Source organism: Porphyromonas macacae DSM 20710 = JCM 13914, assembly GCF_000379945.1.
In the GTDB taxonomy this organism is placed as follows: domain Bacteria; phylum Bacteroidota; class Bacteroidia; order Bacteroidales; family Porphyromonadaceae; genus Porphyromonas; species Porphyromonas macacae.
In genome coordinates, this window is record NZ_KB904152.1 from 51,858 (window position 1) to 69,827 (window position 17,970).

A 17,970-nucleotide genomic window follows, 5' to 3' on the forward strand; every position below is an offset into this window, starting at 1 on the left:
TCTATCCCAATAAAAAAATTGCAGGCACCTTGTGAAGCGGGGGCTTTTGCTGTCGCCATTTATCGATTGTCATGGTGCGAATATATTGATCGGGACAGGTAATCTGTGCCGCTATACACAAACGTGTTTTGCCATGACAATAACGGATAAGTTGCTCCAGTATTTTTTCGTTTCTGTACGGTGTTTCTATAAAAATTTGCGCCTCACCAAACTGTTTGATGCGTTGCTCCATATCTTTTATTGCCGATGCCCTTTCTTTTTCATCTATGGGCAAATATCCTCTGAAAGCAAAGCGTTGTCCATTAAAACCGGAAGCCATTAAAGACAATAAAATAGACGACGGCCCGATCAATGGAATAATCTCATACTCTTTTTTCTGGGCAATAGCCACGACATCGGCTCCCGGATCTGCAATAGCCGGACAACCGGCTTCGCTGATAATACCGATGCTTTCCCCTCTTGTAAGAGGTAATAAGTAGCTTTCGATATCCTCCGGGTGTGTATGCTTGTTCAGTTCAAAGAATGTAAGTTCATCAATAACCACTTCCGGTGTAAAAGCCCGTATAAAACGTCTGGCGGTACGCACCTGCTCGACAATGAAATACTTTAAGGATTTTACAACTTCACGATTATAAAAGGGCAAACAATTATCAAACGGTACATCTCCGAGTGTTACGGGAATAAGATACAGTGTGCCCGCCTCTGTCTTTTCATTCTTCTTGTCCATTGTTCTTGTTTTGAACTATAAACTTAATCAATATCCTTTTATGGTTATGATTTATTGTTTTGATTATCTTTTACTATTTGCGCCGTTTTCTTCAAAGCATCCAGCCCGGCCCTGCGAATCGGACTGCCTGCAGAAATACGGTCGAATTCCTCTTCATCCATTGCTAATATTGCTTCTATTGATAGCCCAAACAACTCCGGTTTAGGCAGAAAATCCGTTACGGTCGTTGCAGATGTTTTACGGTTATGCGGGCAACACTGCTGGCAGGCATCGCATCCATAAAGCCGGTTGCCCAAGGCGGACGAAAGCTCCCGAGGTATCTCCCCTTTTGCTTCTATGGTCATATAGCTGATACACTTCCTTGCATCGATAATCCCCGGAGCATAAAGAGCTTTTGTCGGGCAAGCTTCTAAACAGGCCATGCAGTTTCCACAAAAATTTCTTATTAGAGGTTTATCTGCCGGTATATCCACATCCACAAAAAGTTCGCCGAGTACGATATAGCTGCCTATACGTGGTATAATGAGCAGGCCGTTTTTACCGATCCACCCTAAACCGGCTTGTTGTGCCCAATACCGTTCCATTATGGGGGCAGAATCGGCAAAAGCCCGTCCGTTGCATTCCGGAGCAATCTCCTTTACAATGTATTCCAAGAGAGTATTCAACTGTTTTTTTACCACTTTGTGGTAATCTCTTCCGTAAGCATAATAAGCAATTTGAGGCAGCTCCGGAGATTGCAGAGTTTGAGGCTTGTAGTTCATGGCTACCACAATAATACTTTTAACTCCGGGAAATAAAGATTCGGGATCGAAACGCAACTCCATATTTAGCTCCAAATAGGACATTGATCCATGCTTCCCATCCTGCAACCAGTTAGAATACCTGTCTGCCACGTTTTTGTCTACGGGATTTGCCTGCACAATACCACAAGCAGCGAACCCCAATTCAAAGGCTCGCTGCTTTATTTGTGCTGCAACATCACTGCCCAGCTTATTCCTTGATTTCTCGTTATTCACTAAGATATACCCAAGATGAAGAAAACTCGGGGTGTTCTTTTACCAAATGCGATAAATAAGTATAAGCATCGGTAGCATTATCGAAAGAATCGATAAAAACCCGATTAAGACTCTTTCCTTTCAGGATGCCCGCATTGGGAAAATTTTCTTTGGAAATGGAGGACTTGTAAAACGTTTCTGTTTTAACGTTGTCTTTCAGTGTAGCTACTACCAAAAAGTATGTTTTTTCCGAAACCGGTTCATGGAGATATTCGATTGCTTCGGATACTTCTTCCGGTGTTGCTGCTATTACGTTTTTTTCTATTTGCCAAAGTTTGCCTGCTGCAATTTCTGTTGGGATAAAGCCGGCGTTATAAGAACTTTTACCCTGAGAATTTGAACTGCCAATTCTATTGATGGGCAAAAGGCTCAATAATAAAAGAATGACAGCAGCTGCAACATTCAGAAATCTTTTAGAGATGGAAAGATGAACAAACTTGTCTTCAGGGGTATAAGAAGGTTTGTGAATAAGACTTTTCACCTGAGCCGTACTCTGTTGTACCGTTGAAAGCCGATCCTGTCTTAATGACATTGAGGCCGGCGTCAGCCCGTAGGCAGCTACGCTGAGAATACTGTTTTCATGAATCGAGGGAATAAAGAGAACCTGTCCGCCCGTATTCAACTTTATTTCTCCCAGTAAACCCAAAGAAAAAGAGCGTTTATCGACCAAATCATGACGCATGGCCGTAATATCATCGTCGAGCATAATGCGTGCTTTACGGAGAGATACGCCATAGGTGCGGGCATAACTCTCTTCCAAAAGTCCATCTCTATGGTTCAATTGGATGTTGAAGAGCAATTGTTGCCGGGGGGGATAAGCCAAATGTTTTTGGCGGTCGAATTGGGCCGGGATCGTTTGCATCACAAAACCTCCGAATCCCGGGATTACAACACACTGATTCAACATCAGCGTGTGTTCCAAATGTGCGATTAATCTGTTATTCATTTCCCTTCGTTCTTTGCCTGTTATGCAAATATAATGATAATTTGGCCACTTAAATTATTTATACAGGGAAAGAGAACTGCTTTTGTCAGAGAAGTACGGAAATACAAGCTTTCAGAATGAAGATATGAATGGCTGCCGCCAAAATGGTCATCATGATTTCCACCTGTACATTTATTTTAACCGCTTTCTCCATATCTGCGGTATTCAATGCTCTTTCATTATGCCCGATATACGGTTTCTCGAACAATACTCCAAAATAGTCATGAGGACCGCCAAATCTGCAATTTAAAATTGCAGCCAAAGCACTTTCCGGATAACCGCTATTCGGGCTGGCGTGGCATCGTGCATATCGACGGACGAACATCCAGTGTTTCAGATTTCCGGAAGCCAATACCATCAAAACTGCTGTTAATCTGGCCGGAACATAGTTTGCAAAATCATCGAATCGGGCTGCAAATCTTCCGAAGTCTGCATATCGCTTGTTTTTATAGCCGATCATGGAATCCAGCGTGTTGGTCATTTTATAGGCAAACATCCCGGGCAATCCCAACAGAGCATACCAAAACATCGGAGCAACCACCCCGTCGCTGAGATTTTCACTTAATGTTTCCAATGCTGCCGTTTGCACTTCCTGTCGGCTCAGGCTCTGAGTATCCCGGCCTACGATACGTGCCACTTGAGTGCGTCCTTCTTCCAAAGAACGGTCTACCGCCTTAAATACATTGCGAACTTCTTTAATTAATGTGGAGCCGGATAGAGAGAAAAAAACTCCACTCGCATAAAACAAAATAAAGACGATTGTAAAAAGTCCTTGTAATAATATGCGGTTATTGGTAACGCTCCATGAGAAACCATGAGAAATGACTGCCAAAAAGAGTAAAACCAAAGTGAAAGTCAGCAGTATTAAAGATACGGCCGACAGTGTTCCTTTTAATCTTTTGAAAGCTCCACGGTTGAATTTTCGTTCTAAAAAGGCTATGGATCGCCCCATTAAAACAATCGGATGCCAGCTGACATCAGGATCCTTAAAAATCATATCCATCGAAGCCCCTGATAAGAAGCTCATGATCAATAAACAAATCAGAATAAATATCATACTCAAAACTCAAAGACTTTTCAATGCGTATAACAATTTGTCGTTTTGCTTCGGGGTTTGAGCTGCTATCCTAAAATGACCCGAGTTTAAGCTGATAAAGTTAGAGGCATCACGAATCAAAATACCATGTTCGCTAATCAAATACTGTTTTAATTCCGATGCACTCATGCGGTTGCAATGTGCCAAGAAATAATGAGTGTCGGTAGGTTCTACTTGAAAACCCGAAATCCGGCCGATATTCTCCCTTAAGACTTGGCTTTCTTTTAATAATGAAGAGATATTCAGAGTCTGGGGCAATTTCTTACTCAGCAAATACAAACCCGCCTCAATGGCTAAAGCATTGACAGACCATGGCATGCGTATTTGCTTTAGCCGGTCTGTAATACATCGGCCGGCCGTAATATATCCCAATCTTATTCCCGGTATGGCATATCGTTTGGTCATGGAATGCAGTAAAATAACATTAGGCCATTCGATAGCTTCTTTTACAGTAAAGAGTTCTTTCAGAGTAAAATACTCATAACTCTGGTCTATAACAAAAACTTTATCCGGATTTTGCCTGATCAATGATTGCAGCATATCGGTATCCCACACTCTGCCGGTAGGATTATTCGGATTGCAAAGCCAAATTATATCTGCTTTTTGCGGTAATTCCTCTAAGGAAAAAAAGTTTGTTACGGTATGATTGTGTACTTTGGCAGCATCGGCATATTCACTGAAAGTCGGTTGCAATACGGCGGAACGGCCATGATGAAAAAGTTGTGCAATCAGATAGATGCCTTCAGTGGCACCGCTTGTGACCGATATATTGGTACAATCCACACCATAAAATGCTGCAAGCTCGGCTTCCAGGCTGTATGGCTCGGGTTCAGGATATGCCGAAATCAATGCGGATAAACGGCTTTGAAGATGGGCTTCCAGACCTGCTCTGTCTGTTCCTTCACAGACATTGCTGCTGAAATTGATCCGGTTCCGGATTCCTTTATAGAGATACAAGTCGTCTCCGTGTCCTTTAATCATCTTGTTTCATCAATTCATAAAGTTTTTCTACATCCACGTACTTTCTTACGTGTTCTGCAAGCAGGTCATACTGTTTGTCCTTATACTCATGGTAGGATAAAGCTTTTCTTTCCCTGTTTTTTTCTTCTGTTTTCAAATATGGGGAAAGAATGTATTCCACAAATTCCGGATTATCCAGTATGCCATGCATATAAGTACCCATTGTTTGAACATTGGTGTAATATCCATCTTCTTTCCCATCCAAGGTCTTATTCAAAACCCGAGCTTCGGCTCCATCTGCGAGAAAACTTCTCCCCATGTGGATTTCATAGCCGAAACATTTTTGCTTTGCCGGTAAAAATGTAAAATCGGTTCTCCGGGTAATTTTTTCTCCTGACATCTCTGTAATCACCGGTAACAGCCCAAGGCCCGGCACATGATTGAGTGTGCCTTCGACATGCTCGGGATCCCGCACTTCGATGCCCATCATCTGATAACCTCCGCAGATTCCCAAAACGGTTTTTCCGGCCCTGTGACTGCGCACGATGGTTTCCGCCAAACCGGAATTATGCAAATCTCTCAAATCGGACAGAGTACTTTTCGTTCCCGGCAAAATAATAATATCGGCTTTGCTCAGTTCTTCCGGAGAATAAGTATAATAAACATTGACACGATCATCTCTTTCGAGACTGTTAAAGTCTGTGTAATTCGACAATTGAGGGTGTCGGACAACAGCTATATTTATAAGGCTATCCCTCGCCGTTGTCGATTTAAGGCTCAATGCCACAGAATCCTCCTCTTCGATATGTATATCCTTAAAAAACGGCACAACGCCCAATACGGGAATACCGGTAATCTTTTCCAATATTTTTCTTCCCTCTTCAAAGAGTCTCAAATCACCCCGAAATTTATTGATAATAATACCTTTTATCCGTTTTTTCTGCTCCGGGGGTAAAAGCATAATGGAGCCGTATACAGAAGCGAAAACCCCGCCCCGGTCGATATCGGCTATCAGTATCGTACAGGCATGAGTGTAAACGGCCATACTCATGTTTACGATATCCGTATCTGCCAAATTCAGCTCACTTATACTTCCAGCTCCTTCCAATACAATGGGATTGTAAAGGTTGCTCAGACGGTCGTATGCTGCTTTTGCAGCCGCTCTCAGCTCCTCCCGTCCCCGAATGTCATTGCGGAAATAATCGTATGCCGCACGATTCCCTATGGGTTTCCCATTGAGTACAACTTGTGAAGTATGATCCGAATTCGGCTTCAACAGTACAGGGTTCATTTCGGCGGTACAGGCAATACCTGCAGCTTCTGCCTGTACGGCTTGTGCCCGGCCTATTTCCAGCCCATCGGGAGTAACATACGAATTCAAAGCCATGTTTTGGGCTTTGTATGGCGCCGGCCTGTAACCATCCTGTTTGAAAATACGGCAGAAGGCTGTGGCTATGATACTTTTACCCACATCGCTTCCGGTGCCGACAAACATAACCGGATGAGGTAATATTTTAGTGTTTGAACTGTTCATTATTGTATGCTTTTCAATACACTCTGGCATGTAAGAAGTTATTTATATGGGAATATCCGAAAATAGAATCGGTCAGAAGTTTCTGAAAAGATATGAAGTTGCACGCCGCAGATTTTCTAATTTGTAATGCTGATTCGCATAAGAGTGGATAAATGACTCAAGGCTTCCACAACATTATTTTCACTGTGCGAATTGCGTACCCGTATGTGCAATGTATAGGTGCGTTCCGATGTTTCGAGCTTAAGTTCATTATCGACGGAAACGATGCGTATGGATTCTTTTGCCAAAATGGAGCGTATTTCCGGCATTTTGTTCTCTATGGATTTGAATGTGAGTTCCATATATCTGGTTTTTCCTCCCCAGTTCGTAGCAAGATCCAAAGCTTCATCCACATTTAGAACGATCAGCACAATAACAGCCATGATAATGGACGGGATATACAGACCTGCACCTATTCCCATACCGATAATAGCCGACACCCAGATACTGGCAGCTGTTGTCAGTCCCTGAATACTGCCTTTGTGATGAATAATGGCTCCGGCTCCAAGGAAACCTATACCGGAAAGCACCTGTGCTGCCATACGAGCCGGATCTCCATGAAAAATGCCGTCTCCTATCATAAGAGGCATCCACAAAGAGAGCAGCATAGCCAACGTGGCACCCAAACAAATCAAGGTAAATGTTCTAAGCCCGGCACTCCGGAATTTCAGTTGTCGCTCAAAACCGATCATTCCGCCGATCAGCAGACTCAGGAGTATCCTTTTAAGGGCTATTCCCAAGGTTAAAGTAGATGTCGTGGTCAGTATCATATTTCTAAAGCTCCTGTTATATCCGTAATATTTTTAATATGATGGCGAAGCATATACTCTTCTATGCCATCCACAACCTTAACACCAACGGCCGGATCTACAAAATTATATGCACCCACCTGAATAGCAGAAGCTCCGGCCAGCATAAACTCTATGGCGTCCGTGGCATTGCAAATTCCTCCCATACCGATGATAGGAATTTTGACTGCACGATAGGTTTGCCAAACCATACGAAGGGCTACCGGTTTGACTGCCGGCCCGCTCAAACCGCCCGTTATGGTGGATAGCAAGGGCCTCCGGCTCTCTGCATCGATGGCCATACCCAATAAAGTATTTATCATGGAAATGGCATCTGCTCCTTCGGCTTCAACGGCTTTTGCAATTTCGGTGATATCCGTGACATTCGGAGACAGCTTGACAATCAGCGGCTTTCTGTACACAGCTCTAACCGCTTTGACAACGGAAGCAGCTCCGCCACAAGTTACTCCGAAAGCCATTCCCCCTTCTTTTACATTAGGACAGGATATATTCAACTCAATGGCCGGGATATGCTCCAGCTGGTTGATTATACACGCCGTTTCGGTATAGTCTTCTATCGTAGAACCGCTGACGTTAACCAGAATTTTTGTATTAATATCCTTTATTTGCGGATAGATATGGTCTGCAAAGTGGTGCACACCTTTATTTTGCAGACCTACGGCATTCAGCATACCGGCCGGGGTTTCAGCCATTCTGGGATAAGGGTTTCCCTGTCTGGGGTTCAGAGTCGTTCCTTTAACTACAATCCCTCCCAAACGCTCGATATCCATAAATGGTTCGAATTCTGTACCGTAGCCGAATGTACCCGATGCTGTCATCACCGGGTTTTTCAGCTCCAACGTTCCTATCCTGACTTTTGTATTCACCATTTTATTTCACTGCTTAAAAAAACGGGGCCATCGGTACACACACATACATTACCATGCTCTTTAGTGTCTTGCACACAGCACAAACAAGCTCCTATTCCACATGCCATTTTGTTTTCCAACGAAACATAGCAAGGGAGCTTTTTCTCCTCACAAATATCCGATACGGCTTTCATCATGGGGGTGGGACCACAAGTAAAACAAGCCGAATGTTCATCATCCCAAACCGAATGAGCTGTTACAAGTCCTTTTTCTCCCAACGAACCGTCGTCTGTGGTAATACATAAATGGCCGAAAGCTTCGAAACGTTCTTTCAATAAAATATGGTTTCGAGTTCTTCCTCCCAACAAGATGTCCGCTTGTATCCTGTTCTCACTAAGTTTACGGGCAAAATAGAGCATCGGGGCAGTACCGACACCTCCCCCCACAAGAAGAGGTCTAACTCCTGCACATTCTTGATCAAACCCATTTCCCAACGGCAGTATGATATTTAGACAATCTCCCGCAGAAACACCGCAAATGGAACGGGTACCCGGACCTACGGGAGCAATCAACAAATCGAGCCATCCGTTATCCGGATCGATGTCGCAAACGGAAATGGGGCGCCTTAAGAAAACGGATTTATCAGGCACTAAGACTTCCACGAATTGTCCCGGTATAATTTCATTCAAAGGTATTCCCAACGGGGGGAGCAATCGAAGCTGATACGTATTGACTCCCACCTCGATTATTTCTGAGACAAAAAAGTCTATAGAGCTTTTCTTCATATGTATATTGAATAACTAAAGCCATAACAAAAAATGGCTGTTGATATTGATACAAATATAATATATAGAGACTGCTCTTTGGGTATCGTTTTTACTTTTTGTTTATGGTATAAGTTTCAAAACTGTTATCATTATAGAAAACCATAATCTTATCTATCGTTTTATTCTCGACCGACTCCATTTGTGAAATTGTCTTTTTCAAACGATCTATTTCAAAGCTTAATTCCCGGGCTTTTTCTTTATACTCCTGTAATTCTTTTTCAAAAAAACGATTCTCCAGAGGTTTAACTTCTTTATTTTCTGCAAAAAGCCCCTCTTCCGGAGCGGCTTCTCCTCCAATTAGGAGCCAGTTAGGATTACAGTCCGGATAAGTTTCAATAATTCGGTTCAAGGTAGGAAAAGTAATCTGACTCTTCCCTGAAAGAATATTTGAAAGAGTGGAACGCGATATGTTGGCTTTATCAGCAAAAGCACTTGCCGTTAGCCCGTTGCTTTCCATGTAATATTCTATTCTGGAGCGTATTGCATCATTATCGAAAAAATCAGCCATTTTGTCATGTTTGTAGTTTGATTTAGTTTTATAAATTCAAATATAGCAATTTATATTTTCACCATCAAGAATGAAATTTACTTCACAGTAATAGAAATTTATTATCATAAATTCATCATGTTAAACAGCATAGGTTATCTATTCTATTTTTCAATAAGTTAACTTTAACTTAAGCTCATTTATATTTGATTTACAACGATTTAATATCTACAATGTGAATTTTGTTTTAATCACTTACGCTATTGCTTCCCAAAGTATTCAAATAAATTAAACTTATGGTTTATATTATAATTCATATAATATTGAATATTATATTTTTACAATATATTTAATTGAGCGTTAAAAAAGGGGTTTTATGATTGTGAATATTTTATCGATTTTCAAAATCATAAATCTTTTTTATTTTTCATTTTACTATATTAAACTAGAGGGGTTTATTTGTTTTATAAAGATAAATCGTTTTTGATAAGGTCTTATTTATAATGATAAAACCTTGACTACTCTATTTGTCATTATGTCACCTTGATAAAACGAGGAAATTAACCATTGGATAAAAATCCCGATTTTGAAATTATTTTTAATCCGATTCGAAAAAACGCACCTACAACCGGTTATGACGTGTACTGAAAAAATCTCTGCTTGATGGATAAAAATTCTTCAGGCAAATAATAAAAATCCAAGTTAACTTCGTTGAAAATCCATCAGGCTACGGATTTTGAGCCATCAGGCAGAGAATTTTTGACGGTCTCCGGAAACAATGATTAAAAAACATAACATCTACCAATCAAAAGGGATGTATCGATATAGAATCCCCATCGATTGCTATTGCGAGATAGCAATAAAAACATGATTTTTGATATAAATCAATACCTGTGTTAATATGAACAGAAAAACTTCTCTATTAAACAAAAGTATCATTTCAATCCTGCTATTTCTATTGATGTGCGTTGCTGTCGAGGCGCACACTATGTGGATGGAAACCAATCGGACCGGTAAGATTGGCCGGAAACAAAATATTTCGCTCTATTTTGGAGAATTTTCGATGAAAGATAAAACGGCCATGAAACATTGGATGAAAGGCATGGATAAGGGACTTTGGCAAGTTTTGCCCCCATCGGGAAATATTATCGAACTTGAACGCACACCCACGGACAGCTGTTATATCGCAACTTTTATTCCTCAAGAAGAGGGTTGGCACTGCATCGTATTCGATTGCCGGGTTGAGGAAATGTACCGGGGAATGAAAATACACTACCAGTCGATTGCATGGGTAAAAGTGGGTATATCCGAAAAAAATCCGATTACAGTAAGCCCTTTCGATCAGGGAATTCTTTTTCTGCCCCCGGTTTCAAAAGAGATTAAAATGGGACAAATGGCTTGCTTTCCCTTATCGGTTCGTAACGATGAATATAAAGGTGTCCGAGTGAGTTTGCTTGGAGATACGGGATGGAAAAAAGATTTTTATCGCTATCCCAATAAAGCTGTTGAGTTTATGCCTCTTTGGGCCGGACGTTATTTACTTCACTCTACTATAACAAGAGATCTAACAGAAACCGAATCTTCAAAATATCCGGAGGCAAAGAAAATCTATGATACTATAACGTACTACTTTGAAGTAAAGTAGTTGTTTTATTACAGTAAAGGATGTGTGCGAAAAGGCAGCACACAAAAAATATATAGGAGTATAATAAAAAAGAAAGCAATATATATATGGGGGTTTAGCTTTAATAACAGCACCTCCGGTCATATATATTGCTTTTTATGTTTCGAGATTTGGAGTTATTCGATCTTTATACAAATGAACCTATCGTTTTCTCTTTATTCATAGCCGGAGTTGCATACATTTTTATCATACAGGCGTATAAAAACGGAATATCCTTGGTATACCCTTCTTCCAACTCTATTTTTGCCACCTGGCCTAATATATAGTCAATGAATAACTGTTTCTCCTCTGCACTGTAGTGCGTGCTGTAACGGTTATTATCATGCATGATGTCCAAAGCTATATAGTTAGAAGGATAAAGCCTGTAATTCTTAAATATTTCACGATTAATAAGTTCTGCCACAATTTCATACTGCTGTTGTTTGGGCAACGTTTCGGGAACCTGATCGAGAATATCGTTTAATTTTCCGGCTATGGTGAAATGAACACGCCCTTTGTAGCCAAAAAGTCCGGTCTGCATATTCAAAGCATCTTCCTGTGCCGTTTTTTTGTAATTGGCGTTATCGCGCTTATATTGCATTTCACGGGCTTTGAGGTAATCGCAAGGATCATATTCGTAGGAAACAGACAACGGGACAATATTGAGTCCGGCCAATCTTTCAACTACACTGCCTTCTCCTCCCATGGCCAACATCTTCAACACACTGATCTGGGTTAAGTCATTACTGTCCTTGGCACGCCCCTCTCTCTGGGCTATCCATTGAGATTCTCCATGCAGTATATTATAATGCATGTATTCCGAAAGGGTTTTCGCTTCTGTGAGCACACTGCGTCCTTCAAGATTTCTTCTTACGATAAAACAGCCGCAGAGACGTACCAATTGCTCTATCCATACCTCGATCAACAGATTATCTCCAATAGCCACCTGAGGCATTTTGTAGCCAATTTGATATAACAGGAGATTCAAGAAAGCCGAATCCAGTATGATATCGCGGTGATTTGAGATATAGGTACAGGGAATATCTTCCCCCAAACGAGATCTGCCCGATAAGGAGAGTGAAAAAGTTGTTTTTTTAGATATATAATCGATAAAAATCGTCGCAACTTTCTGCTTAAATTCTAAAACATTTTTACAGGTTAATGCCAGAGCGGAAATATCTTCTATCTCTTTCTTTTTAAGAGATAAGTGATTAAAAACAGCCTCCATTGCAGGATGATTGAGCAGAGCCTCAATCGCTTCGGGGACTTCTTGAGCATTAAGGGGGCGGATAGAATTGAATTGTTCTGGTATCATCTCTTTAATCTTAAAGGTTTACATCTTAATGGTTGCAAAGATTATTTCAGTCAGTAAAGACGGCATATTCATTCCCGCAGCCGCTACTTGCTGGGGAATAAAACTTGTACCCGTCATACCCGGCGTTGTATTTACCTCTAAAAGAGTCGGCTGCCCGTCTGCTTCTATGATATAGTCGACACGAATTATTCCTTTCGTATCCAAATGTTTGTATATCTCACCGGTTAAATGTTGGATATGGGCAAATTGCTCTGCAGGAATACGCGCCGGAGTAATTTCTTCCACAGCTCCGTTATACTTGGCATCATAGTCAAAAAAACGGTTGTGTGTAACGACCTCAGTAACCGGAAGCGGAGTAATATCTCCATTTGTCTTAAAACATCCGCAAGTTACTTCAGTGCCGTTTATCAGGGCTTCCACCATTACGGAATCAGCTTCTTCAAACGCTGTTTTTATCGCCGTTTGAAGTTGGGAGGGGTCGTCTACGCGGGTTGTGGCAATGCTCGAACCTCCGGCATTCGGTTTTACAAATACGGGGAATCCGACCTCCCGGATTAACTCATCCGCGGACGGTATGGATAATTTATCGGATAAACGTTTGGAGCGAGCGATGCGTATGCCGGGAAAATTGCTTAGGAATAAATTGCAGGTATATTTATCAAATGTAAGAGCTTCCTGTAAAACTCCTCCGGTATTATAGGGAACCCCCATAATATCCAAATAGCCTTGAATCTTTCCATCTTCTCCGGGAGTACCATGTATTGTGATAAAAGCATAGTCGAATTTGACTTGCTTTCCTTCAATATTCATAAAACCAAAAGAGGAAAGATCGAGGTCTGTATATGTCTCTTCTTTTATTTCTACTACCCTTTTTTCTTTCTTGATGATCACTAAATACGGATTGAACAACTCCCGATCCAACCAGGAAAGGATACTGCGTGCACTGCGTATGGATACCGGATATTCATTGGAATAGCCTCCGGCTACAACTGCCACATTGAGTTTTTTCTTTTGTGCTGTAGACATAGATTGCTTCAAAACTTATGATTTTTATCGGTCGGATAAATTCGCTGTATAAGTTCGCCATTTTTCTAATAATGCGCTCAGATCTTGCGGTATTTCCGAGTCGAATTTCATTTTTTGACCTGAATAAGGATGTGTAAACCCTAAGGTTTTGGCATGGAGACACTGTCGCGGACAAAGTTCCAGACAATTGTGTATAAATTGTTTGTAGGAGCCGGAATTATTCCCGCGCAGGATTTTATCTCCGCCATATCGTTCATCTGCAAATAGCGGATGATCGATAGATTTCATGTGTGCTCTGATTTGATGTGTACGCCCCGTTTCCAACCGGCATTCGATCCAGCTTACATAAGCAAACTCTTCGAGGCAGGTGTAATGCGTTACTGCATCTTTGCCGTATTCGCTCATATAGGGGAAAACTTTCATGATAAGCCTGTCTTTGGGATCCCGGCCGATATTGCCCTTTATCGTACCCTCCTTAGGATCGAAACGCCCCCATACCAGAGCCCGATAAGTGCGCTCTGTCGATTTTTCAAAAAACTGTCTGCTGAGATCTGCTTTTGCTTCGGGTGTTTTTGCTACTACCAACAATCCACTGGTATCTTTATCGATACGATGAACCAGTCCCAAGCGAGGGTCGGAAGGATCATATTGGGGGTTATTTCGCAGATGATAGGCCAATGCATTTACCAGAGTACCGGAATAATTTCCATGCCCCGGGTGTACGACCATGCCGGCCGGTTTATTCACAACGAGAAGAAAGTCGTCTTCATAAACAATATCCAAAGGAATGTTTTCGGCTGTAACCTCGAATAACCGTTTAGGACGGCGCAGCTGCAAAGTAATAATATCGCCCGGTTTAACCTTATAGTTGCTTTTGACCGGTTTGTTTCCGACGAAGATACATCCGGCTTCAGCTGCCTGTTGAAGTCTGTTGCGCGTAGTTTTATTCATGTGGTTCATCAAAAACTTATCCACACGCAAAGGCGACTGTTTTGGGTCTGCTACAATTCTATAATGTTCGAAAAGAGGATTACCGTCTGCATCCGTAAGATTATCGGTGCTATCAGAAAGAGAAGACAAAAATAACTCTTCGTCTTCATCCTGTATTAAATCACAATCTTCATCTTCGTTTGCCATTAGGTCGGCAAATGAAGATGAAGACTGTTCTAAATCTGTATTCTCCGAAAATTTATTGTCATTTACCACCACGACTCATCATCGTTTACATGGTTTGTGGTATCGCCCGGCTGAACATCTTTTTTATTTTTCACAGAATCCGAAAGCTGTAAGTCCGTTGGGTTTGTCAGTAAACTGTCTGTTGCAGAAACGCCTACCACCAAAAGGTATAATGGAGTTTGCAGAGTTACTCTTTCTCCTGCATTCAGCATTTTGCCTTTGTTGTCCTGTATACCTTTGGCCAGATCGATAAAATCTCCCGGTATCAATTTTTCATAAACCTGTTCGAAGCCGATACTCACTAAAAGAGCACGGGCCTGACGTGCCGACATGTCTACCACATTGGGTATGGTACGCAGGGGAGGGTTTACAGGGTTAATGGTAATAAAAATACTTCTGCCCGGTTTGACGTGCTCTCCTACTGCAGGTGAAACATCGAGAATAGAACCGGGAACAGCATCTTTACTGTATACGGAATCTATGATATCGGCTCGCAAATTAGACTTTTTGAGTAAAAGGCGCGCCTCTTCTATTTGCATGCCTTTTATATCGGGTACAACTACCGATTTCCCATGGCGAGTATATAAATCCAACCCCCAAAAGCCCAGAAAAATCAAAATTATACTGATCAAAATAATCAGCAATATATTTGCTACAATTGGATGTTTCTTGAAAAATTCCATTCAAATATCCATTTTAGATTTCTACTTTTATCCGGTAATACCTTTCAAAGGTACATAATTAATCGGCAAACAAGTCTGCAATTATTCCGTCCGACACAAAAATGCCATCTTGAGTTAGCCTTACTTTACTACCTTCTACGGACAATAGGCCGGATTCTGTATAACGCTTTGCAGAATATAAAAAAGACTCGGCTTTCTTTTTCCCAAAGTTTTTTTCCAATTCATCCAAGTCTATTCCGATATCTGTTCTCAATCGAGTCATAACATACTCATTGTACTGATCGGTAATAGAAAGAAATTCTGTTTTAGAGGGCAGTTTGTCTTGAGAAAGAGACTTAATATAATCATGAAGGTCGGCAACATTAAAACTTCGTCCCTCTCCCATATAACTGTGAGCCGAAGGTCCTATGCCGGTATATAAAGCCCCGAACCAATAACCGCTATTCAGCTTTGCCTCATGTCCCGGTATGGCAAAATTAGAGATTTCATAGTGCCTGTAACCGGCCGATTGCAGTTTTCGGATTAAAAGCCTGAACAGGCCGACACTGGTTTCTTCGTTCACCTCTTCTATCCTGCCTTGTTCCAATTGTCGGGTTAATACAGTATGCGGTTCATAAATCAAATGATATGCGGAAATATGCGGCAAGTGTAAGGCTAAAGCCCGATCTATATTCAGATTCCACTTGCTCAATGTTTGCCCGGGTAAACCGTATATCAGATCGATACTGATTTCATGAAAACCATACCGATGAAGCGTGCTGATCGCATCATAAACTCTCTTTACATTGTGTCTTCGCCCCAGAAAGGATAAATCAGAATCATCAAAACTCTGAACACCCATACTTATTCTATTGATTGGAAAATCGTTCAGAATCCTCACATAATTCTCATGAAGATCATCGGGGTTGGCTTCAAAGGTGATCTCTCCATTCGCGTCGTAGCCAAACCTTTCCAGACAATTGAAAATTTTCTTTAGATGGGTTCCTTTCAGTTGGCTTGGCGTTCCTCCTCCGAAATAAATATTCTGAAAAGGCAAGTAAGATGCGAATTGCTCATGCCTTAAGATTAATTCATGGCACAATGCATCTACATATGCATCTGCCATACGCTGGTCTGTCAGGCTGTAGAAATCGCAGTAAGCACATTTCTTTACGCAAAAAGGAACATGAATATAAAGGTTCATTGTTTCATGTAATGAGCCCCGTGTTCGCATGGAGTGGCAACCCCAAAAGAGTTAACCGCTTCTACTCCAAATTCTATTCTTTCGACAGAAGCCAAGACTGAAGATGGAACCTTAAACGAAAGATCCGACACCCCATCGGCTAAAAGTCTGTTAGCCGTATCACCTTTTTTATCCTTTATCGAAGCCCAAACACGATATTTGATACGTTTATCGATCGGTTCCTTCATTTGCCATGATAAGTAATACTCGGCTCCTCTATGCTCAAGCTTGACATCAAATGGAGTTGTCGGCAAGTAATTTTTCCCTCGTGAAAGTTCCGGCAAAAGAGCTTGTGTACGGAATTCTTTGCGAATACTTTCACGCATCTGAGAATATCGGTTGCTTATAAATTCATCTCTAAAGAAGCAAACACCATCCACCCGTACATTTCTAACAAAATCCATCTGACACAAAATATCTTCCTCTTTCCAGCGCATGGCTTTAGAGCCTTCCGATAAGCGGTAAGGGCCTAATCCGGCAATAACGGCCGTATGTTTCAAAGAACGTTGCCAATCCAGTAAAAAAGGCTCGAACAGGTCATCTTTATAGTACATCATCGGAACGACAAAGTCCAGAAGTTTTTCTCTGTCCCATTGCTCTACATCCTGATATACAGACTCGTACGCCGTCCAGCCATGAGGAGTTATCTTAGCTCCCAAATGTTTTAATTTACCCAAAGGCGCTGCACTGAGCTGTACATAAGGATTGATTTGCTCAATGGTTTTCTTCACCTCACGAAGCAGCTCGGTAATATTGTTTCGTCGCCATTCTGCAAGGCTTTTTCCTTTTCCGTATCGATTAAAAGTTTTTCTATCGTTAAAACTTTTCGCATGATCGGGATAACGGATATAATCGAGATGTATACCATCGACCGGATACTTTTCTACGATTTCCGCACACAGTTTGGTTAAATATGTTCTTACTTCGGGTGCACCGGGATCAAGATACCATTCATTAAGATGCTTAACAAACCAATCGGGTTTCGATGTACGGAAAGAACGGTTAACCTCTGTATTGTTTCCCATCGGATAAGTTACGAGCCAGGCGTGACAAGCCAGTCCTCTTCGATGGCAGGCATCCACCACGAAAGCTAAAGGATCATATTGAGGAGGCTGCCCCGAGCGGGTAAAAATATTCGCCCAAGGTTCGTATTCAGAGGCAAAAATCATATTACCACGTAAGCGAACTTGCAGAAAAACCGTATTAAAACCATCATCTTTCAAACGATCTAAAATCAAAAGCAATTCCTCCTGCTGAACTTTTTGTCCTTTATAAGAGTCTGCTTTGGCACGAGGCCAGTCCAAACCGTAAACCGTGGTCAACCACACGCCTCTCATTTCATGCCGAACGTCAGCAACATAAGGCTTTACCCATGGTTTTATTTCAATTGTATCTTTTTTTACCGATTGTGTCTTCTCTGTATAAGATTGCTCCCGGACCGTTGTAGCACGACGTTTGGTGCCACATCCGCCCAGGAGCATACCTGATATTAATATGATGAACAGTTCCCTTTTCAAC

Annotated in this window: 17 protein-coding genes; 1 reads left to right on the forward strand and 16 read right to left on the reverse strand. The window is 41.5% G+C overall.

The features are described from left to right. Position 1: 1 nt before the first annotated feature. The 10 genes from A3GI_RS0109095 to A3GI_RS0109145 form a co-directional block, all read right to left on the reverse strand. A complete protein-coding gene (locus tag A3GI_RS0109095) occupies positions 2-727 on the reverse strand; it encodes an SAM-dependent methyltransferase (RefSeq protein WP_018361142.1) in 726 nt (241 codons plus the stop codon). 44 nt (positions 728-771) lie between these two features. Next, positions 772-1,743, reverse strand: a complete 972-nt coding sequence (gene queG, locus A3GI_RS0109100; protein ID WP_018361143.1) for a tRNA epoxyqueuosine(34) reductase QueG — start codon at positions 1,741-1,743, stop codon at positions 772-774. After that, on the reverse strand, positions 1,736-2,728 hold the full coding sequence (locus tag A3GI_RS0109105) for an HU domain-containing protein (protein WP_018361144.1): 993 nt from the start codon (positions 2,726-2,728) through the stop codon (positions 1,736-1,738). Before A3GI_RS0109105 ends, queG begins: the two co-directional genes overlap by 8 nt. A gap of 85 nt (positions 2,729-2,813) precedes the next feature. Next, positions 2,814-3,794, reverse strand: coding sequence for an adenosylcobinamide-phosphate synthase CbiB (gene cbiB, locus A3GI_RS0109110; protein ID WP_244861571.1), 981 nt, complete (start codon positions 3,792-3,794; stop codon positions 2,814-2,816). Between the two features lie 39 nt (positions 3,795-3,833). Further along, on the reverse strand, positions 3,834-4,844 hold the full coding sequence (locus tag A3GI_RS0109115) for a threonine-phosphate decarboxylase (protein WP_018361146.1): 1,011 nt from the start codon (positions 4,842-4,844) through the stop codon (positions 3,834-3,836). Next, entirely contained in the window at positions 4,837-6,357 is a 1,521-nt protein-coding gene (locus tag A3GI_RS0109120; RefSeq protein ID WP_025079505.1) for a cobyric acid synthase, read from the reverse strand. Before A3GI_RS0109120 ends, A3GI_RS0109115 begins: the two co-directional genes overlap by 8 nt. Before the next feature lie 116 nt (positions 6,358-6,473). Beyond that, a complete protein-coding gene (locus A3GI_RS0109130; protein WP_018361148.1) occupies positions 6,474-7,166 on the reverse strand; it encodes an MgtC/SapB family protein in 693 nt (230 codons plus the stop codon). Continuing rightward, complete coding sequence (locus A3GI_RS0109135; protein ID WP_018361149.1) at positions 7,163-8,074, reverse strand: dihydroorotate dehydrogenase; 912 nt, start codon at positions 8,072-8,074, stop codon at positions 7,163-7,165. The genes A3GI_RS0109130 and A3GI_RS0109135 overlap by 4 nt, the downstream gene beginning before the upstream one ends. Next, a complete protein-coding gene (locus tag A3GI_RS0109140) occupies positions 8,068-8,838 on the reverse strand; it encodes a dihydroorotate dehydrogenase electron transfer subunit (RefSeq protein ID WP_018361150.1) in 771 nt (256 codons plus the stop codon). The genes A3GI_RS0109135 and A3GI_RS0109140 overlap by 7 nt, the downstream gene beginning before the upstream one ends. 91 nt (positions 8,839-8,929) lie before the next feature. Further along, complete coding sequence (locus A3GI_RS0109145) at positions 8,930-9,388, reverse strand: helix-turn-helix domain-containing protein (protein WP_018361151.1); 459 nt, start codon at positions 9,386-9,388, stop codon at positions 8,930-8,932. Between the two features lie 880 nt (positions 9,389-10,268). Here A3GI_RS0109145 and A3GI_RS0109150 point away from each other — a divergent pair. After that, on the forward strand, positions 10,269-11,012 hold the full coding sequence (locus tag A3GI_RS0109150) for a hypothetical protein (RefSeq protein ID WP_147277719.1): 744 nt from the start codon (positions 10,269-10,271) through the stop codon (positions 11,010-11,012). A 166-nt stretch (positions 11,013-11,178) separates the two neighbouring features. On the opposite strand, the gene A3GI_RS10985 is transcribed toward A3GI_RS0109150, so the two are convergent. From A3GI_RS10985 to A3GI_RS0109180, 6 genes are all read right to left on the reverse strand, one after another. Then, on the reverse strand, positions 11,179-12,345 hold the full coding sequence (locus A3GI_RS10985) for a 1-acyl-sn-glycerol-3-phosphate acyltransferase (protein WP_018361154.1): 1,167 nt from the start codon (positions 12,343-12,345) through the stop codon (positions 11,179-11,181). A gap of 18 nt (positions 12,346-12,363) precedes the next feature. Beyond that, complete coding sequence (locus A3GI_RS0109160; protein WP_018361155.1) at positions 12,364-13,371, reverse strand: D-alanine--D-alanine ligase; 1,008 nt, start codon at positions 13,369-13,371, stop codon at positions 12,364-12,366. 24 nt (positions 13,372-13,395) lie between these two features. Next, positions 13,396-14,508 (reverse strand): RluA family pseudouridine synthase, encoded by a 1,113-nt coding sequence (locus tag A3GI_RS0109165; protein ID WP_081612828.1) that lies wholly within the window; start codon positions 14,506-14,508, stop codon positions 13,396-13,398. Between the two features lie 62 nt (positions 14,509-14,570). Then, entirely contained in the window at positions 14,571-15,230 is a 660-nt protein-coding gene (locus A3GI_RS0109170; RefSeq protein WP_018361157.1) for a PASTA domain-containing protein, read from the reverse strand. Between the two features lie 58 nt (positions 15,231-15,288). Then, positions 15,289-16,413, reverse strand: a complete 1,125-nt coding sequence (gene hemW / locus A3GI_RS0109175; protein WP_018361158.1) for a radical SAM family heme chaperone HemW — start codon at positions 16,411-16,413, stop codon at positions 15,289-15,291. Then, entirely contained in the window at positions 16,410-17,969 is a 1,560-nt protein-coding gene (locus A3GI_RS0109180) for a glycoside hydrolase family 10 protein (protein ID WP_036869953.1), read from the reverse strand. Before A3GI_RS0109180 ends, hemW begins: the two co-directional genes overlap by 4 nt. Position 17,970 lies beyond the last annotated feature (1 nt).